The following is a 17,748-nucleotide window of genomic DNA, read 5'->3' as shown; positions in this document are numbered from 1 at the left end:
ATGCGTGGCGGGGCGTGGGGGCGGCGCTCGGCCCGCGGGGCCGGTACCGGCTCGGACCGGGCCAGGGCACCGCTCGTGTCCCGCTGCCCGCGCTCCCGGCCGGCGCGGCCCGAGCGCGGGCGCGCCCCGGCGAGCAGCGCCAGGAGCTCGGAGGTGTCCGGCAGCGAGGCGCCGTCGGCCTGGCGGACGCGGGCGAGAGCCCGGCGCACCGCGGGACTGGTCGCCGCGTCCTGGCCGGGCCGCTCCGCGCGCCGCCAGCCACCGCGCGCCGCCGGCTCGACCGATCCGGCCGGCCGGCCGGTGGCCGCGAGATCGACGATCCCGGCCCAGGCGACGATGTCCGCGGCGGGACCGTCCCAACCGCCCGCCGCCGGCCCGTAGCCGTACCCGGGCACATAGCCTGCCGCGCCCGACGCCTCGCGTCCGGCGGCGGCCGTCACCAGTAGCGGGCGCAGCGCGGCGGCGAGGCCCAGGTCGACCAGACGGGGACCGACGACGCTCAGCACGATGTCGGTGGGCGTCAGGTCACCAAGCGCCCCGACCGTCCGGTGGGCGGCCTCGATGGTCGTCAGCAGGGTGCGGGCGAGCCGGTCCACCTCGTCGACCGACAGCGGGCCGCGCTCGGTGAGCTCGCGCGCCAGGGTCGGGCCTCCGACGAACTCGCTGACGACGTAGGGGCGGTCCGCCTCCGGCGCGGCATCGAGAACGCCACAGGTGTGCGGGCCGGCGAGCGCGCGGGCGCGGTCGACGGCGGCGGCGAAGCGGGCCCGCATGTCGGCCCGCAGCGAGTCTCCCGGGTGCAGCGATCGCACCGCGACCTGCGCGCCACCGGGTGCCCGGCCCAGATGGACGACACCGGTGATGCCCGCGTCGATGCGGCCGAGCAGCTGGTACGGCCCGAGTGACGCCGGCTCGCCGGTGGCGAGCGGCGCGACGTGGCGCGGTAGTCGAACGGTCATGGTGGCAGCCCCGGATGCGACTCGCGGATCGCCGGCGGCGACCGGCTTCTCCGACGGTAGCTACTCAACTCGTGTCCGTGAAGGCCGCTACGCACCCTTCTTCGGATGCATCCGGGACGACGCCGACGACGCCGCCGCGGGATGGGCCGCCTCGATGCCGTCCAGCAGCCACCCCAGCGCCCGCTCGAAGCGCGGCGCCCGCAGCATGCAGCCGTTCGTCCACACGTTGCGCAGCCGCGGCAGCTCCTCGGAGCTCGCGAGGGCGCCGAAGTCGGGCCGCGGCTGGCGCCCCGCGCTCACGGCGACGTTGCCCGCCGTCAGCGGCTCGGCGACCAGCACCTCGGCGGGCACGGGCGCGTCGATGGCCGCCAGCGGCCTGGCCGGCTCGCGCTCGGCGGGGGCCGGGTATGCCACGAAGCTGAGCTCGCGCAAAGTGCAGCCGACCACGAGATCACCCACGGAGTGGATGATGCGCAGTTGCTCGTCCGGGTCGTCCGTGATCCGCGAGGCGATGGTGAGGTACTGCTCGATGTGGCGAAGCTTGTTCGGCCCGCGGGCGGGACGCGCCACCACCTGCAGCGCCCATGGATGACGCTGGTAGGACTCCCGGGTGCGCTGGGCGATCTCGGTCAGGGCGGTACGCCAGTCAGCCGGGATCTCGTCGAGCAGGTGCTCGCCCATGAACTCGTCCCACACCAGGTTGAGCAGCTCGTCCTTGTCGCGGACGTGGTAGTAGAGCGTCATCGTCCCGACGCCGAGGCTCGAGGCGAGCCGGCGCATCGACACGGCGGCGAGACCGTCGGCGTCCGCGATGGCGATGGCGGCCCGGGCGAGCAGATCCGGACTCAGCTTCGGCCGGCAGGCGGGCGTGTCGTGTGTGGGATGACCCTCGGTCGACCCCGCGGCTGGTCTCACCGGCGCCGTCCTCACCTCGTCACCTCCCGAAGCACATCCCATCAAAGCACGTCACGGCTCGAGCACGACTCAAACCCAAAGAGCCGTCCCGCCCGAGGCCCATCGCGGGCCGAACGGGATTCACCCGCGCCTTTGCCGTTCGTACATCGTACGCGTAGGGTGGGCCCCGTCGTCGTACGGCGTACGACGACGGCACGGAGGAGGGGTCGCTAGATGTCGCAACGGAATGGCTCGGGCTCGGGCCCGGTCGAGGTCTCACAGGTAAGGGCAGGTTCGGCGGCGCCGGGGGCGCCGGGGGCGCCGGGTGTGACGGTCGGCGGGGCGCCGCGGGCCGGCTGGGCGGTCCTGGCGGTGTGCTGCCTGGCCCAGTTCATGGTGGTGCTCGACATCTCGATCGTGAACGTCGCGCTGCCGGCCATGCAGGACGATCTGCACATGTCCTCCGGCGGGCTCCAGTGGGTGATCAACGCCTACACCCTGGCCTTCGCCGGGCTGCTCCTGTTCGGCGGGCGGGCGGCGGATCTCTTCGGCCGCCGGCGGGTGTTCATCCTCGGCCTCGGCCTGTTCACGCTGGCGAGCCTCGTCGGCGGTCTGGCGCAGAACGAGGGTCAGATCATCGCCGCGCGGGCGGTGCAGGGCCTCGGTGGGGCGGTGCTCGCCCCCGCGACGCTGAGCCTGCTGATGACCTCGTTCACTGAAGGGCGGGAGAGGACCAGGGCGTTCGGTGCCTGGGGCGCCACGGCGGCCAGTGGCGGTGCGTTCGGAACGGTGCTGGGCGGCGTTCTCACCGACGTCGCCGACTGGCGCTGGGTGCTGTTCGTCAACGTGCCGATCGGTGTGGTGCTGGTCGCCGCGGCGCGGGCCGTGCTGACGGAGTCGCGCGGCCAGGTCAGCCGCCTGCGGGACCTCGACGTCCCGGGCACGCTGACGGTCACCGGCGGCCTGGTGCTGCTGGTCTACGCGATCGTCCGCACGGAGACGGACTCGTGGACGTCGGCGACCACGCTGGGGATGCTCGCCGCGGCGGTCGTGCTGCTGGGCGTCTTCGTCGCGATCGAGGCGACCAGCGCCAGCCCGCTCGTTCCGCTTGGGATCTTCCGGTATCCGGGGATCGCGGTGGCGAACCTGATCGCGGCCTTCCTCGGCGCCGGCATGTTCGCCGTGTTCTTCTTCCTCACGCTGTATCTGCAGCGGGTCCACGACTTCAGTCCGCTGCGTGCCGGGCTGTCGATGCTGCCGATGCCCATCATGATCATCATTGCCTCGCAGCTGGTCACGCGGATCATCGGTCGGATCGGGCCACGCCCGATCATCGGTGCCGGGGCCGCGCTGGGTTCCGGCGGCCTGTTCTGGCTGTCCGCCATCACCGTGGACGGCACGTACTGGGGGGAGGTGTTCGGTCCCGCGGTCCTGATGGGATTCGGAATGGGCTGCACGATGGTCGCGATGGTCTCGGCCGCGACCTCCGGCGTGCCCATGCGCATGGCCGGGCTCGCCTCCGGGCTCGTCAACACCGGCCGTCAGATCGGTGCGGCCGTCGGCCTGGCCGCGGTCACCACCCTCGCCACCCACCGCACGGAGGACAGGTCGCGCGCCGGTGTCCCACACCTCGAGGCTCTGACCTCCGGCTACTCCTTCGGCCTGTTCGTCGCGGCCTGCGTGCTGGTGCTAGGAGTGCCGGCGGCGCTGCTGCTGCCTCGGCGCCGTCCCGCGGCGGCTGCCGTCGAGGTGCCTGTCCCGGCCGTCCCCGCTGACGACGCCACGGTGGTGGTGGCGGCGGTAGCCGACCCGGGCGAGGCGGACGGCGAGTCGTCCGAGCTGAAGCAGGGCGTTCAGGTCGCCCAGGCGGTTCCCGCCGCCGAGGGCTGACCCTTCCAGGACGGGGCCGCGCCACCCCGGCGCCGTCCCCGTTGCCCGGCCCTGAGCCGGTCCTGCGGACGCTCGCATGAACCGGTCGGGGCCCGGTGGACCCGCCAGGGAACACCGGCCCCGACCGGACGCGTGCGAGGCGTCAGGAGCGGGTGCCCCGGAGCAGCCCGATGATCTCGGCCTCTGCCCGCAGCGTTCCATCCGGGGCGAACACCTCGATACGGGAGCCGGTGCGCCCATGCCCCACGTGCACGGTGTGGACCCGGTACAGATGCCAGTCCCGCACGTCCAGATCGTTAAAGAAGGTCACGGTCTGGGACAGCACCATGGCCGCGATCCCGGCCCGCGGCGCGCGCGGCGCCTCCGCCAGGCCCTGCGCGACCACGATGTCCGCCAGCGGGAACAGTTCGCAGGAATGGGCGATGAGAGCCCGCCACAGCGTGGGATCCGAGCCGGCTCCGCTGATCCGGGACCAGTGGTCCCGCACGTTTTCCTCGACCGGCGGCAGGGCACGGGACTCCCACGGCATCATCGGGCGGTCGTCGTCCGGCTCGCCGGCGTCCGGGCCCGGTGGCATCGTGATCGCCGGCGAGACCCGCAGGAAGTCCGGCGCCGGCGCGCGCAGCATCATGGTCGCCCGTGACAGCTGCTGCGCACCCTGCCGGAAGGTCAGGGCCAGCGCGTCGACCGAACCGCCGCTCGCCAGCCGTTCCACGTCGATCCAGACCGGCTGCATGCAGTCACCGGGGCGCGCGAAGATCGTGTGCAGTGAGTGCACCACCTTGCCCGGCGTCAGCCGCTCCGCGAGCATCACCTGCTGACCGAGCTGCTGCGAGCCCCAGACACCGCCATGCGCGCTCGCCAGCGTCCGCGCTGGCACCGGCGGGACGTCACCACGCAGATCGAGTACGGACAGCAGGTCGCTCAGGGTGAAATAGCCCGGTGTGGCGGCGTTGATCGGCAGTGTCGCATCGATCGCCTCGACCGGCTGTACACCCACACCGCACCCCTTTCATCGACGGTCGGCGACCTCGGCGCCGCCGGCGTGGAGCCTCGTGGGCCAATATCGACCCGTTCGGCATGGTGGGAGGGGCTCAGTGGCGTACGCCACGTCCCCGTGCGGTCTCGCCCGTCAGCAAAACATCCCAAAGCGCTGCAAGTCCGTCGCATTCGAGGTTGTATACGGACTCGGGTACGGCTCGGGATACAGAGTTCATCGCTGTGTTACGTGCCACGTGGTGCGCTGAAACGACCTCCCCCGACCCTCGTCTCCAGGCACGACGGGGAAGGCAGCGGCCGCCCCGCACCTGTGGACCTGGGATGGCGACAGCTGGCATGAGCGAACCCGCAGAGACTCCGACCCCGACCGTCGACCAGACCTCGATCGCGCCCCTGACCGTGAGCGCCCGGCCGTACGACTTCACCTTCGATCCCGCGACCACCGCGCTCGTGCTCATCGACATGCAGCGCGACTTCCTCGAGCCGGGCGGCTTCGGAGAGAGCCTCGGCAACGACGTCAGTCAGCTGCGCGGCACGATCGAACCCCTGCGGGCCGTGCTCGCCGCGGCCCGTGCCGTCGGCCTCACCGTCATCCACACCCGCGAGGGACACCTGCCCGATCTGTCCGACCTGCCTCCGGCGAAGCTGCACCGCGGCAACGCCACCCTGCGCATCGGCGACGTCGGCCCGAAGGGCCGCATCCTCATCCGCGGCGAGTACGGCCAGGACATCATCGACGAGCTCGCCCCGATCGACGGCGAGTCCGTCATCGACAAGCCCGGCAAGGGCGCCTTCCACGCCACCGCCTTCGGTGACATGCTCACCGCCCGCGGCATCACCAGCCTGATCGTCACCGGGGTGACGACCGAGGTCTGCGTGCACACGACCGTCCGCGAGGCCAACGACCGCGGCTACGAGTGCCTGGTGCTGTCCGACTGCGTCGGCTCGTACTTCCCCGAGTTCCAGCGGGTGGCGCTGGAGATGGTCGCCGCCCAGGGCGGGATCTTCGGCTGGGTCGCGCCGTCGGCGGACCTGCTCGCCGCGCTGCCCCTGCCCGCCGGCCCGCCCCTGTCTGCCGGTCTGCCCGTCCCCGCCGTCACGGCTTCCTGAGAGAGCACGGTCCCATCATGATCAGAATCGGGAACCGGCCGGCGCCCGCGGTGTCCGGCGCGCCCGCCCTGCCCTACTGGACGAAGGGCGACACCAACGCCTTCTTCGGCCTGGGCATCAACGTCCTCGTCAACGTCATCGTCCTGACATCGCTGTGCCTGTTCGTCGTCAACATCCCCAAGGACGACGTGTTCGGCGCGATCCTGCCCGCGCTCGGCATCGCGATGCTCATCGGCAACCTGTTCTACGCCTACCTGGGCCGGCGGCTCGCGGTGAAGGAGGGCCGCGACGACGTCACGGCGATGCCGTACGGGCCGAGCGTCCCGCACATGTTCATCGTCGTCTTCGTCATCATGCTGCCGATCTACCTGAAGACGAAGAACCCGGTCGAGGCATGGCAGGCGGGTCTGGCCTGGGCGTTCATCATCGGCATCATCGTCGTCATCGGTGCGTTCGTGGGGCCGACGATCCGCCGGTACGCACCGCGGGCGGCCATGCTCGGCACGCTGGCCGGCATCTCGATCGCGTTCATCTCGATGCGTCCGGCGGCGCAGATGTGGGACGCCGCCTGGATCGCGCTGCCGGTCTTCGGGCTGCTGCTCATCGGCCTGCTCACGGACCTGAAGCTGCCGTACAACCTGCCGATCGGCGCGGTGGCGCTGGCGGTGGGCACCGCGATCGGCTGGATCGGCGGCTTCATGGACACTCCGGCCGTCTCCGAGGCGGCCAAGGACATCGCGCTGTCGCTGCCCACGTTCCACTTCGACCGGCTGTTCGACGGCCTGTCCGACATCTCGCCGCTGCTGGCCACCGCGATCCCACTCGGCGTCTACAACTTCACCGAGGGCATGACCAACGTGGAGAGCGCCGCGTCCGCGGGGGACAGCTTCAACCTGCGCCCGATCCTGCTCGCGGACGGCTTCGGCGCGATCATCGGCTCGATGCTCGGCTCGCCGTTCCCGCCCGCCGTCTACATCGGGCACCCCGGCTGGAAGGCCGCCGGCGGGCGCACCGGCTACTCGCTCGCGACCGGCGTGGTGATCGCACTGCTGTGCTTCTGCGGCCTGTTCGGGCTGCTCAACGCGGTGCTGCCGCTGCCGGCGATCGTGCCGATCCTGCTCTACATCGGCCTGCTCATCGGTGCCCAGGCATTCCAGGTCTCGCCGAAGGCGCACGGCGCGGCGGTGGTGGCGGCGATCATCCCGAACATCGCCTCCTGGGCGGCCAGCCAGATCGACAACACGGTGACCACCGCGGTCGGCGTCGCGTCGAAGCTGAACCCGGCGGTCAACCTCACCGTCACCGACGCGGATCTCGAGGGCAACAGCGTGCTGCTGCACGGCCTGCACACCCTCGGCGACGGCGCGGTGCTCGCCGGCCTGGTGCTCGGCTCGATCGTCGCGTTCATCATCGACAAACGGTTCATCTCCGCGACGATCGCGTCGGCGGCCGGGGCGGCGCTGTCCTTCATCGGCCTGATCCACGCCGAGAAGGTCGAGTGGAACGCCGGCGGCGGGCAGGTCGCCCTCGGCTACCTGTTCCTGGCGGTGCTGTGCGGAATCTGGGCGCTGACCCGGCCGGCCCCGCGCGTCCCCGACGCCGAGGAGATCGCCCTGGAACGCGAGCACGGCATCCCCAGCCAGGCCCGGCCGACCGAGGACGCCGCACCCGCGCCGGACCCGGCGCCGGCGCCGGCGCCGGCGAAGGACCGTACGGCCTCGGCCGAGGAGGCCGCGCCCACGGAGGACACGGTGCCGGCCGCGGCGGGAACGGCACCCGCCACCCCGGCGACGACCGGCTGAACCGCTGCGACGACCGGCTGAACCGCTGCGACGACCGGCTGAACCTGTGTGACGAGTAGGGCGGACTCCCGCCCTACTCGTCGCGGGCGTGCTTCTCGTGGTTGAAGTCGAATCGGTCGCGCTCACGGCCGTCGCGCTCGTCGCCGTCCTGCCCGCTGGTGCCGTGCTGTTCCGGGGTGCGCACCTGGCCCAGCGTGGTCGACCCGACGTGCGTCGACACCCCGCCGTCGCGGATCTTCAGCGGCACGACGGCGAGCCGCCCGGCCGGCAGGTAGGCGCCACCCGGCGGGGCGTCCCAGCTGTGCAGCCCGAGCCACCAGCGGTTGCGGGCGTCGGCGAAGGCGTGCGCGCCGCCGGGACCCGAGCCGATCTTCCCGCCGGTCAGCAGCGGCTTGTCCGCCGCCGTGCACGGCCCCAGCGGGCTCGCGCACTCCGCCGCGGCCACCACCTGGCGGTCGTTCAGCTCCGGCGCGGCGGAGTACACCAGGTGGTAGTGCCCGTCCTTGGAGATCATCGACGGGCTGGCGACCCGCTTCTGCTGCCAGTCCAGGCTCGGGCGCAGCAGGACGGCCGGGTCGCCGGTGAGCACCAGCCCGTCCGGGCGCAGCCGCTGCGCCCACAGTGTCGGGGCCGCGCCCGCGGTCTGCCCGGGGCTGCTCCAGGCCAGGTAGGGCCGCCCGGCCTCGTCGAGGAACGGGCTCGGATCGGTGCTGCCGCCCTCCGCCGGCTGGCAGACGAACGGGGCGAGCGAGGTGTCGACGAACGGCTCGTCGAGGTGCTTCGAGGTCGCCGCGGAGACGCAGCGCACGCCCAGGCCACGCACCTGCGCCGTGTAGTAGAGGACGTATGAGCCGTCGAACACGCCGATCGCCGCCGGCCCCAGCCCGCCGCCGGAATCCGCCCAGGCCGGCGGCGCCGTAAGGCCGCCGGAGGCGACGCTCCACGAGCGCCGCTCCCGGCTCGTCAGCAGACGGATCGTGTCGGGCGCGCGCGGGTCCACGCCGACCACGTAGGTCGTCCGGTCGCGGGTCAGCAGCGACGGCGCCGGGAAGTCGAGGTTCGGCACGATCACGGCCCGGGACGACGTGGCCGAGCCCGCCTTCGACGCGTACAGGCCGACCAGCACGAGGACGATGATGACCACGGCCGGCTGGCGCCGCGCGTAGTCGATCAGCCCGTGGGTGAGCCCCTTCTCGCCCATGCCGCCACCATTCTCATTGTGAGCATCTGATGGCGGAGTGTATTCATGCTGTTGCGTCCGGCGTGGTTGACAGTCCGCGCAGCAGGGCGGCGCTGCGGCTGTTCAGCCCGACCAGACTGACGTCCGCGCCGCGTTCGCGGTACTTCGTACGGACATCGTCGAGCGCGGCGACGGCGGCCGAGTCGAGGACGTCGGCGTCGGAGAGGTCGATGACCACCCGGGTCGGGTCGCGGGCGTAGTCGAACGCGTTGACCAGCTCGTTCGTGGAGGCGAAGAACAGCGTGCCCTGGACCGCGTAGATCCGCTCGCCCCCCTCCGGGTCGAGCACGCTGGTCACCATCGCGAGGTGGGCGACGCGGCGGGTGAACAGCAGGGCGGCGAGGACCACGCCGACGAGCACCCCGTAGGCGAGGTTGTGCGTCGGCACCACGACGGCGACCGTGGCGACCATCACGAGCGTCTCCCCGCGAGGCATCCGACGCAGCGTCGACGGCGCCACGCTGCGCCACTCGAAGGTCATCACCGCGACCAGCATCATCACCGCGGCCAGCGCCGACATCGGGATGTGCTGCACGATCCCGCGCAGCGGCACCACCAGCATGAGCAGGAAGCCACCGGCCGCGAACGTGGACAGCCGACCGCGCCCACCCGAGTTGACGTTGACCATCGTCTGGCCGATCATCGCGCAGCCGCCCATGCCGCCGAAGAACCCGTTGACGACGTTGGCGACGCCGAGCCCCCAGGACTCGCGGTTCGGGTCGTGGGTGGACTCGGTCATCCGGTCGACGATCTGGGCGGTGAGCAGGGTCTCCAGCAGTCCGACCGCGGTCAGGGCCAGCACGTACGGTGCGATGATCCGCAGCGTCTCCCAGGCCATCGGCACGTCGGGCAGGCCCGGGCGGGGCAGCGACGACGGCAGCCGGCCCTCGTCCCCGACCGTCGGCACCGAGATGTGAAAGCAGACCGTGACCAGGGTGAGGATGCCCACCGCGACCAGGGGCGCCGGGACGGCCCGGGTGAGCCGCGGCAGCGTGAGCAGGATGGCCAGCCCACCCGCGACCAGCACATAGACCACCCACGAATGCCCCACGACGTGCGGTATCTGGGCGGTGAAGATCAGGATCGCCAGCGCGTTGACGAAGCCGATCATCACGGTGCGCGGGATGAAGCGCATCAGCCTCGCCACCCCGAGCATGCCCAGCGCGAACATCAGCAGGCCCACCATGATCGTCGTCGCGAGCAGGTAGTTCAGTCCGTGCTCCCGGACCAGGGGCGCCGCGACCAGTGCCATCGATCCGGCCGCCGCCGAGATCATCGCCGGCCGGCCCCCGGTGAAGGCGATCACCACCGAGATCGTGAACGACGCGAACAGGCCGACCCGTGGGTCGACCCCGGCCACCACGGAGAACGAGATCGTCTCCGGGATCAGGGCGAGCGCCGTCACCAGGCCGGCGAGCAGTTCGATCCGGACATAGCGGACGCCGGGCCGGCGCCGGGCGAGTGCCGCGACGCGCTGACGGCCCCCGGCGGTCGGGTGCCGGCGGTCGGCCGCGGTGGCGGCCGCGCGGTCGGAAACCTCAGTCATAGGGCAGCAGACCTCGGGAGATCGGTAAGTGGCGGTGACGAGACGAACCGGTCCACCCGGGCGAGACGGGCCGGACCACCCTGGTCAGGCGCGTGGCGCACCGAGTCGGACGAGATCGTTCTGCATCTGGTCGATCTCGATGGACTGGTTGAGCACCATCGCCCGGGCAAGGCTGCGGGTGCGGTCCTGTTCGCCGTGCCTGGCCGCGTACTGCGCCATCGCCAGCCCACCGCGGTGATGATGGATCATCAGCGTGAGAAACTGCACGTCGAGGTCGCGACCGCTCGACGACGCGAGGCGCCGCAACTCGGCCGGGGTGGCCATACCGGGCATCCGGGCGGTGTCGTCCGGGTCCGCGGTCGTCCCCATGCCGGGCATGTCGTGCATGTCATGGCCGCCGGTCGCGCCGCCGTCCGTCATGCCGGCGGCGTCCGTGCCGCCCATCCAGCGCATCGGCGGGCCGCTGACCGTCTGGGTGCGGCCCCAGCCGGACAGCCACGCCGACATCACGCCGATCTCGCGCTGCTGGGTGAGCGCGATGTCCTGCGCGACGCTGCGACTCGTCGGGTCGCTCCCGCGGTCGAACTCGATCATCGCCATCTGGACGGCCTGGGCATGGTGCTCGGACATGTCCCGGGCGAAACCGACGTCGACGGAGCCCTCACCGGGCGAGCCGTCGAACACCGAACCGAGCGCGGCGCCGACGGCCAGCACAGCGGCCACCAGCACGAGGGCCACCGGCGTCCACCACAGGGCTGACCGCCGCCCCCGCCTGGGCCTGGGTTCGTCCGCGGGCGCCTGGTCTGCGGGGGCGGGCAGGTCGACCCCGGCGCGCGAGTCTGTGTCGCTCATCGTCCGTCAAGTCTGACGTAGGTGTCGAGATGACGCGCGCCGCCCCACCGACGAGCGCCCCTATACGTGAATATGCGAGTTGAAGACGAAGGTACGCTTGCCGACCTGGACGCGGGTGCCCGGCACCAACGGTGCCGGCTGGTGCGGGCTGAGTGGCGTCCACACGGTGGCCTCCGGCGGGGCGATGTAGGTGCCGTTCGCCGACCCCTGGTCGGTGATCACCGCGTCCCAGCCGGTCAGGGTGATGATGGCGTGCACCCGGGAGACGGCGCTCTCCCCGTCCTCCACCGGCAGCGCCCGGGCCTTGCCGGCGCGCACCGCGTCGTCCCGGTCCGGCTGGCGGCCGATGACCAGATCCATGTCGACGTTCATCGTCTGCCCGTCATCGAAGACGAGCACGCCGACCGGCGGGCGCGGGCCCCACACCGTGCGGGCGGTCTGCTGCGCCAGCGACAGGCCGCACTCGGCGCAGTACGGCGCCTGCGGGTGGTTGAAGTGGCCGTTGGCGCACAGCACGCCCTCGACCTGGGGCTCGGAGTTGCCCGGCAGCATCGTTGGCGCCTCGTCGTCCTCGATGAGGTCGGAGACGGTGAACGTCTGCCCGGGAAGCTGGGTCAGCGCGTCGTGCTCGTCGTCGGTGAGATCGTCGCCGAGGCCGTCGGTCATCGGCTCGCCGTGGCCGCCGTGGTCGCCGAACTGGCCGAGGTGGCCGTTCGGCCCCGACTCGACGCTTGCCCGTCCGAGCGGCTCCCGTCCGAGCGGCTCCCGTCCGAGCGGCTCTCGTCCGAGTGGCTCCCGCCCGAGTGGCTCCCGTCCGAGTGGCTCCCGTCCGAGTGGCTCTCGTCCGAGCGGCTCCCGCCCGGCGAGCTCGGTCGGCGGGTCCTCGTCGTCGAGTTCGTCGAGGTCGGCGGCCTGGGTCGGCTCGGCCGCCGCTCGTCGCCGGTGCGCCTCCTCCTCCTCGCTGAGCAGCGGGGCCAGCGGCGGCGGCGTCGGTGCCGCGATCGGCTCGCCACCGGTCCTCGGCTCGCGCGCCGCGTCGAAGCCGGCGAGCAGCCGCTCGGCGGAGGCCTTCACCGCCGGCACCGCCAACGCCTCGCCGAGGATCAGGCTCACGCCGATCCCGGGCACGGCGCCGATGCGCAGGTCGAGCGGGAAGCCGAGATCCCCGAGGCTACCCGGGAAGCCGCCGGCCGTGACGATCCCCGTCGGCCCGACGTCCAGCCGGCTGATCTCCGTCGGCAGCAGCCGGTCGACCCAGGTGGCCGAGTCGACGCCGGAAAGAGTCAGCCCGGTGGTGCCGCTGGCCACGACGTCCATCGCGCCGTGCACCAGGGCGGCGATCCGGTCGTTGACGGTCGTCAGCAGGCTGAAGTCGGGTACCTGGTCGGGGTCCGCGTCGGCGAGGACGCCTGCGACCCGGCGGACCAGGCGACGGCCCATGGTCGACGCGGTCGCCCCCGCCTCAGCGGCCACCTCGGCGCACAGCCCGAGCAGCCGGCCGGTGATCTCGGCCGTCTCGGGACGGCCCGCGCGGGCGACGATCAGCGCGCCGGGCAGCCGCACGACCACGCCAGCGCGGTCGGCGCGCCCGGACTCATCGGTGCGCCCGGACTCGACGACCACCCGGAATTGGTCCAGACCCGCCATGCCTCGCCTCTCGTCCCCTGTCGTCCCCGGTCGGCCCGCGCCGTTCGCGGCCATGATCGCGGCCGCGGGCGGGGCTGGTGGAAGTCGTTCCGTGCTCAGGACCTATCCTGCCGTGCCCGTCGCCCGGCCGGTACCGCCTTGGCCGTCACCACAGCCGACCGCCGTGGAATCGCCACCGCGGCACGGCCACCCGCAGCGGCCCGTTCGCGCACAGCCAGACGCCCAGCCAGACCACGGCGAAGTGCATCGCGAACGCCGACGATGCCACCCCGCCCGCGCCCGGCACGAGCCCACCGCGCGCCGCGAGCCACGTGAGCAGGCCCTCGTTCACCCCCGTGACCAGGCCGAATCCCGTTGGCCAGTCCTTCTCCCAGCGGAACTGCTGGAGCCCGTGGTAGATGAGCTCCCAGCCGACCCCGAGCACGGCGACCGCCACCAGCACCCCGAACGCGCCGCCGTAGTCGGCCCCCGCGCCCGGCAGCACCGGCACGACCAGCACCGTCAGCACGACGCCGACGGTGGCGAGCAGGAACAGCCGCGTCTGCACACGACCGCCCAACGTCGGTACCACGGATGTCCCTCCCCTCCGCCCCTCTGTCCCGCGTATCCCTCTGTCCCACGTGTCCCTCTGCCGCTTGGACCGGCCGCTCAGACCGGCTGGTTGCGCATCCACCGGACCCACTGCGTCACCGAGCGGCGGCTGTCGAGGCGCTGCCCGAAACCGACCGACGCCAGGTCGTCGGCGATCTCCTGCGCGGCGATCTGCAGGCCGAGGAAGGTGTCGACGCCCGGGAAGTAGCCGCCGAGCGTCGCCGCGCCGGACGCGTAGAGCCGTCCCGGGTCGCTGCGGGTGCCGCGCACCTCGAATGTGCGCTCCACGTCGAGCCGGCCGAGCGGGTTGTGGCCGGCGCCGGAGTGGTCGAGCAGGTCGGCCAGCACCCGGTGCTCGCGAATGTCGGCGATCAGCCCGGTCGCGTCGATCACGTAGGCGGCCGGCACCTCCAGCATGCCGTCGGCGGTGCGCATCCGGGTGACGACCGTGCCGTCCGGACCCGGTTCCAGGGTGTGCACCTCGCCGACGTGCGTGGTGTACCAGCCCTCGCGGCGACCGCGGGCCAGCTGCTCCTGCCAGACCCGGCGGCGCGGCGTGTTCGTGCCGCCGATGGCGTCGTAGAGGGCCCTGCGCTCGGCGCCCTCCAGCTCGCGCATCCGCGCCTTGAGCTGCCCGCCCCAGACCGACTTCGGGTAGTTGAAACCCTGGTAGGCCCAGCCGTCGCCGCCACGGCGGCGCATGAACACGCTCGGCCCGTGCGCGCCACGTACGTAGGTGCGGAACAGGTGGACGATGTGGGTGCGCGCGCCCTGCCGGTCCCGGTCGTTGATCAGCCGGTTCAGGATGCGGGACGCGACGATCCCGGCGCCGCGGACGACGACGGTCGCCGGATGGCGGACAAGTTCGTCGTAGACGTGCTCGTGCGGCTCGTAGGCGTTGACGACCCGGCGCACGTCGCCGTGGCGGGCCCGGTACTCCTGCAGGTCGGGCAGGAAACGCAGCCCCGGGTAGCCGACGGCGAGGTGCACGAACCGGCTGCGGTAGGCGATCCGCCTGGTGGCCGGTGCCAACTCGGCGGGGGCAGCCGTCCTCCTCGGGGCGCTCCCCAGCCGCAGGGTGGGCATCGATTCCGAGCCGTCCGCCGGCGGGGTGAGGATCGTCAGGTAGCCACCGCCGGCGCGCCGGCGCACCATCCGGACCTGGCCGCGGACCAGCATCGACGGCCAGTCGATGCGCGCCGCCTCTCGGGCCATGCTCGCGAACACCGTGCCGACCCGCGGGGTGTAGTAGTCGGACAGCACCGGCTCGGTCAGCACCTGCCACAGCGGCCGGGTGAACCCGCGCAGGGTCGAGGCGGTGAACGCCTCGCGCACCGCGTACGACGGGAAGCCCCAGATGTTGTCCGGGGTGGACGCCGAGTCCGACCGGATCCGCTCATGCTCGGGGATCTGCGAGACCCGGGTCAGGTACTGGTAGGTCTGCCACGGCTGGTCGATCGTGGACAGTACCCTGATGGCCGACGCCGGCAGCCCGGCGATGCGCAGCTGGTCGACGAGGACGAACGAGCCGATCCCACCGCCGACGGTGACCAGCTCCACGTCCCGGATCGGGATGCCGGCGGCCGCGACCATCGCGTCCGTCCACACCGGGGCAGCGAGCAACGCGGGGGTCAGGTCACCACCCACGGCCGTCCCTCCGCCCACCTCGATCCGCGTACGGACCCGCGGACGGATCGTCGCTCCCGGCCTGGCCGTCCTGCTGCCACGATAGGGCCACACCCACCGCGAGGGATGTCCAGGTTCCGACACCCGTGCCCACCTGCCCCCACATAAACGATCTACAACTTAGGATGGTACAAGCGACAACTTCGAGGCTAAGTTGTCGCTCAAGTTGTAGATCAAAGTTTGGGTTGTGGGTGGCGATGGCGATGGCGAACCTTCAGGCCGAGGTGGACGACGCGGTCGTTCGGCTCCGTCAGGCTGGGACCGACCTGCAGTCCATCGAGGTCAAAGCCGCGGCGGGTGGCCTGCCGAAGTCCATCGCGGACACGCTGTCCGCCTTCGCGAACGCCCGGGGAGGGTTGGTGATCCTCGGCCTCGATGAGGCCAGGGGATTCCAGCCGGTGGGGATCGACGCGGCGAAGCTGGCGAGCGACCTCGCCGCGGCATGCGTGGACCAGCTGGAACCGGCCGTCCGGTCGGACATCGACATCGTGTCGGTCGATGGTCAGTCGGTCGTCGCCGCCCGCATCGATGAGATGGCGGTCGATCGCAAGCCGTGCCATGTGCGCGCCCGCGGCCTGGAGCGTGGCTCCTACCTGCGGACCCACGACGGCGACCGGCCACTTTCGACGTACGAGGTGCACATCCTCGTGTCGTCACGCGGGCAACCGCGCGATGACATGGTTCCCGTCCTGGAGGCGTCCCCGGCGGACCTCGACGCCGATCTGGTCACCTCGCTGGTGCGCCGGCTGCGCGCGACACGGGGTCCCTTGTTCTCGGGCTCCTCGGACGACGAGGTGCTGAGGCTGCTGCGGGTGCTCATCGACACGGAGGACGGGCCGAAACCGAGCTTGGCGGGGCTTCTGGCCCTGGGCCGTTATCCCCAGCGCTATTATCCACAGCTCGATGTCACGTTTGTCGCGTATCCCACAATCACGGGCGAGCCGATCCAGGGCGGCACCCGCTTTCTGGACAACCAGTCGATAGACGGGGCGATACCGATCATGGTTTCCATGGCGCTGGCCGCGGTGCGGCGGAACATGAAGCGGCGCGCCATCATCGTCGGTATCGGCCGGCTGGACCAGTGGGAGTACCCGGAGGAGGCGATCCGGGAAGCGGTGGCGAATGCCCTGATGCACCGCGACTACCATCCGCTGGCCCAGGGGACGCAGATCCGGGTCGAGCTGTATCCCGACCGGCTGGTGGTGACCAGCCCGGGTGGGCTGCACGGCCCGGTGAGCAGGGAGGACCTGCTGGCCGAGCCTGCCTCGTCGTCTCGCAACGCGCTGCTGGCCAAGCTTCTCGAGGACGTGGAGGTCCCCGGAACCGGACGGACGGTCTGTGAGAACCGGGGCACCGGCCTGCCGGCGATGGCCGCGGCGCTTCGCTCCGCGGGGATGGAACCGCCCGCGCTGATCGACACCGTCCGCGAGTTCCGTGTCGTCTTCCACAGCCACAGCCTGCTGGACGACGATTCCGTTGCCTGGCTGTCCACCGTCGACACCGCGGGGCTCGCCGACCGTCAGCGGTTCGGCCTCGCCTTCCTGTACCGCAACACGACAATTACCAATCAGCAGTACCGCGGACTCACCGGGTGCGACGCCGGAACCGCGTCCAGGGACCTCACGGGGATGGCCGCGGCCGGCCTGGTGACAAAGAATGGAGATCGCCGATGGACGCAGTGGCGTCTCGCTGAAGGTCTCATTCCAGATCGCCGTGTCTCCGACCATGGGGCAGAGTCTCGACGCGGCCAGGCGGCTCTCTGGCCGACGTCGTCGTCGGCTGGCGCGGCCGTCGCGAGACCCGCGGGACGGCGAGACCGGTCCGCGGACATCCGTGTGCTGCTCGCGGGCGGCCCCCGTGACACGAACGAGATCGCGAACGCGCTGGGGATGACTCCGCAGGGGGCGCTGCGCTGGCTGCACCGCATGGCCGAGGTCGTTCGGATCGAACCGGGCCCTGGACAGCGACGACTCCGGTGGACGTTGCGCGACTGAGGGGGTCGGGAGCCGGATCCGGGCACGGCCGCCAGGGCGGCAGTCCGTGCTCTCCCAGGATTTCCCGGCTCGTTCCGACGGCGAGAGCGGCGTTCGTCGGGATCTCGAAATGGCTTGTAGGTGGGCCCATCATCACGTTAGCTGGATGGCGATGGGACGGTGACTACGAGCTCGGCCCTCCCGTAGTCCAGGGTGAGCCGCAAATTCGTTGATGCAGGAGAACATCCGGGAGGCTGCTCACGTGAATGGGGAAATTTCGAGAGCAGGTAAGTCGATTCTGGTCGGCCTCGGAGCAATCATTGCGGATCCATTTGGCGCAATAGTCCTCGGCGCGGCAGGGCTAGCCGCAAAGCGTCGGGGGGTGGCGACGTCCGAAAAAGGGGACAGCGCTCAGGAGACAGATCCCGGAAACAATGCAGAGCGAGGCGTCCCGGCCGGCAGCGGGTACTAAAGCATCATAGTTTTATTTGGGCTGGCGGGTAACTCGACTTTCGCATTTTCCATGATCGTCTAATGGCTTGATTTTGGGTGTGTTGAA

Annotated in this window: 12 protein-coding genes and 1 pseudogene; 4 read left to right on the top strand and 9 right to left on the bottom strand. The window is 71.6% G+C overall.

What is annotated here, in order from left to right; all coding sequences use genetic code 11:
• A pseudogene (locus tag C1A33_RS05835) lies at window positions 1-959 on the bottom strand (hypothetical protein); the annotation flags it as partial.
• 87 nt (window positions 960-1,046) lie between these two features.
• A complete protein-coding gene (locus C1A33_RS05830; RefSeq protein WP_243407235.1) occupies window positions 1,047-1,874 on the bottom strand; it encodes a TetR/AcrR family transcriptional regulator in 828 nt (275 codons plus the stop codon).
• A gap of 306 nt (window positions 1,875-2,180) precedes the next feature.
• Between C1A33_RS05830 and C1A33_RS05825 the strand changes: the two genes are divergently transcribed.
• On the top strand, window positions 2,181-3,743 hold the full coding sequence (locus C1A33_RS05825; protein ID WP_423748039.1) for an MFS transporter: 1,563 nt from the start codon (window positions 2,181-2,183) through the stop codon (window positions 3,741-3,743).
• 142 nt (window positions 3,744-3,885) lie between these two features.
• Here the strand turns inward: C1A33_RS05825 and C1A33_RS05820 are convergent, their stop codons facing one another.
• Entirely contained in the window at window positions 3,886-4,743 is an 858-nt protein-coding gene (locus C1A33_RS05820; RefSeq protein ID WP_101830492.1) for an acyl-CoA thioesterase, read from the bottom strand.
• A 335-nt stretch (window positions 4,744-5,078) separates the two neighbouring features.
• Between C1A33_RS05820 and C1A33_RS05815 the strand changes: the two genes are divergently transcribed.
• Entirely contained in the window at window positions 5,079-5,852 is a 774-nt protein-coding gene (locus tag C1A33_RS05815; RefSeq protein ID WP_101830491.1) for a cysteine hydrolase family protein, read from the top strand.
• A 17-nt stretch (window positions 5,853-5,869) separates the two neighbouring features.
• Window positions 5,870-7,654: a regulator gene (locus tag C1A33_RS05810; RefSeq protein ID WP_243407234.1), complete on the top strand. Its 1,785-nt coding sequence runs from the start codon at window positions 5,870-5,872 to the stop codon at window positions 7,652-7,654.
• Window positions 7,655-7,727: 73 nt separating this feature from the next.
• On the opposite strand, the gene C1A33_RS05800 is transcribed toward C1A33_RS05810, so the two are convergent.
• The 6 genes from C1A33_RS05800 to C1A33_RS05775 all read right to left on the bottom strand — a co-directional run bounded on the left by C1A33_RS05800 (window position 7,728) and on the right by C1A33_RS05775 (window position 15,177).
• A complete protein-coding gene (locus tag C1A33_RS05800) occupies window positions 7,728-8,855 on the bottom strand; it encodes a family 43 glycosylhydrolase (RefSeq protein WP_101830490.1) in 1,128 nt (375 codons plus the stop codon).
• 43 nt (window positions 8,856-8,898) lie between these two features.
• Entirely contained in the window at window positions 8,899-10,440 is a 1,542-nt protein-coding gene (locus tag C1A33_RS05795) for a SulP family inorganic anion transporter (protein ID WP_101830489.1), read from the bottom strand.
• An 84-nt stretch (window positions 10,441-10,524) separates the two neighbouring features.
• Window positions 10,525-11,292, bottom strand: coding sequence for a DUF305 domain-containing protein (locus C1A33_RS05790; protein WP_101830488.1), 768 nt, complete (start codon window positions 11,290-11,292; stop codon window positions 10,525-10,527).
• 60 nt (window positions 11,293-11,352) lie between these two features.
• Window positions 11,353-12,939: an FHA domain-containing protein gene (locus C1A33_RS05785; RefSeq protein WP_101830487.1), complete on the bottom strand. Its 1,587-nt coding sequence runs from the start codon at window positions 12,937-12,939 to the stop codon at window positions 11,353-11,355.
• A 145-nt stretch (window positions 12,940-13,084) separates the two neighbouring features.
• The gene (locus tag C1A33_RS05780; protein ID WP_101830486.1) at window positions 13,085-13,510 is read right to left on the bottom strand and encodes a hypothetical protein; all 426 of its coding nucleotides are present in this window, start codon (window positions 13,508-13,510) and stop codon (window positions 13,085-13,087) included.
• 77 nt (window positions 13,511-13,587) lie between these two features.
• Window positions 13,588-15,177, bottom strand: a complete 1,590-nt coding sequence (locus tag C1A33_RS05775) for an FAD/NAD(P)-binding protein (RefSeq protein WP_243407233.1) — start codon at window positions 15,175-15,177, stop codon at window positions 13,588-13,590.
• A gap of 164 nt (window positions 15,178-15,341) precedes the next feature.
• Here C1A33_RS05775 and C1A33_RS05770 point away from each other — a divergent pair, with 164 nt between their 5' ends.
• Window positions 15,342-17,210 (top strand): ATP-binding protein, encoded by a 1,869-nt coding sequence (locus C1A33_RS05770; protein WP_101830485.1) that lies wholly within the window; start codon window positions 15,342-15,344, stop codon window positions 17,208-17,210.
• Window positions 17,211-17,748 lie beyond the last annotated feature (538 nt).

The sequence above is a fragment of the Frankia canadensis genome (assembly GCF_900197875.1).
Classification (GTDB): domain Bacteria; phylum Actinomycetota; class Actinomycetes; order Frankiales; family Frankiaceae; genus Frankia; species Frankia canadensis.
This window is presented reverse-complemented; position numbering and strand designations above follow the sequence as displayed.

What these genes read in the sequence shown, in the direction of transcription:
- C1A33_RS05815 (WP_101830491.1), top strand. Translation starts at nt 5,079, where the DNA reads ATGAGCGAACCCGCAGAGACTCCGACCCCGACCGTCGACCAGACCTCG.
- C1A33_RS05795 (WP_101830489.1), bottom strand. Translation starts at nt 10,440, where the DNA reads ATGACTGAGGTTTCCGACCGCGCGGCCGCCACCGCGGCCGACCGCCGG.
- C1A33_RS05785 (WP_101830487.1), bottom strand. Translation starts at nt 12,939, where the DNA reads ATGGCGGGTCTGGACCAATTCCGGGTGGTCGTCGAGTCCGGGCGCACC.
- C1A33_RS05770 (WP_101830485.1), top strand. Translation starts at nt 15,342, where the DNA reads ATGGTACAAGCGACAACTTCGAGGCTAAGTTGTCGCTCAAGTTGTAGA.
- C1A33_RS05800 (WP_101830490.1), bottom strand. Translation starts at nt 8,855, where the DNA reads ATGGGCGAGAAGGGGCTCACCCACGGGCTGATCGACTACGCGCGGCGC.
- C1A33_RS05810 (WP_243407234.1), top strand. Translation starts at nt 5,870, where the DNA reads ATGATCAGAATCGGGAACCGGCCGGCGCCCGCGGTGTCCGGCGCGCCC.
- C1A33_RS05790 (WP_101830488.1), bottom strand. Translation starts at nt 11,292, where the DNA reads ATGAGCGACACAGACTCGCGCGCCGGGGTCGACCTGCCCGCCCCCGCA.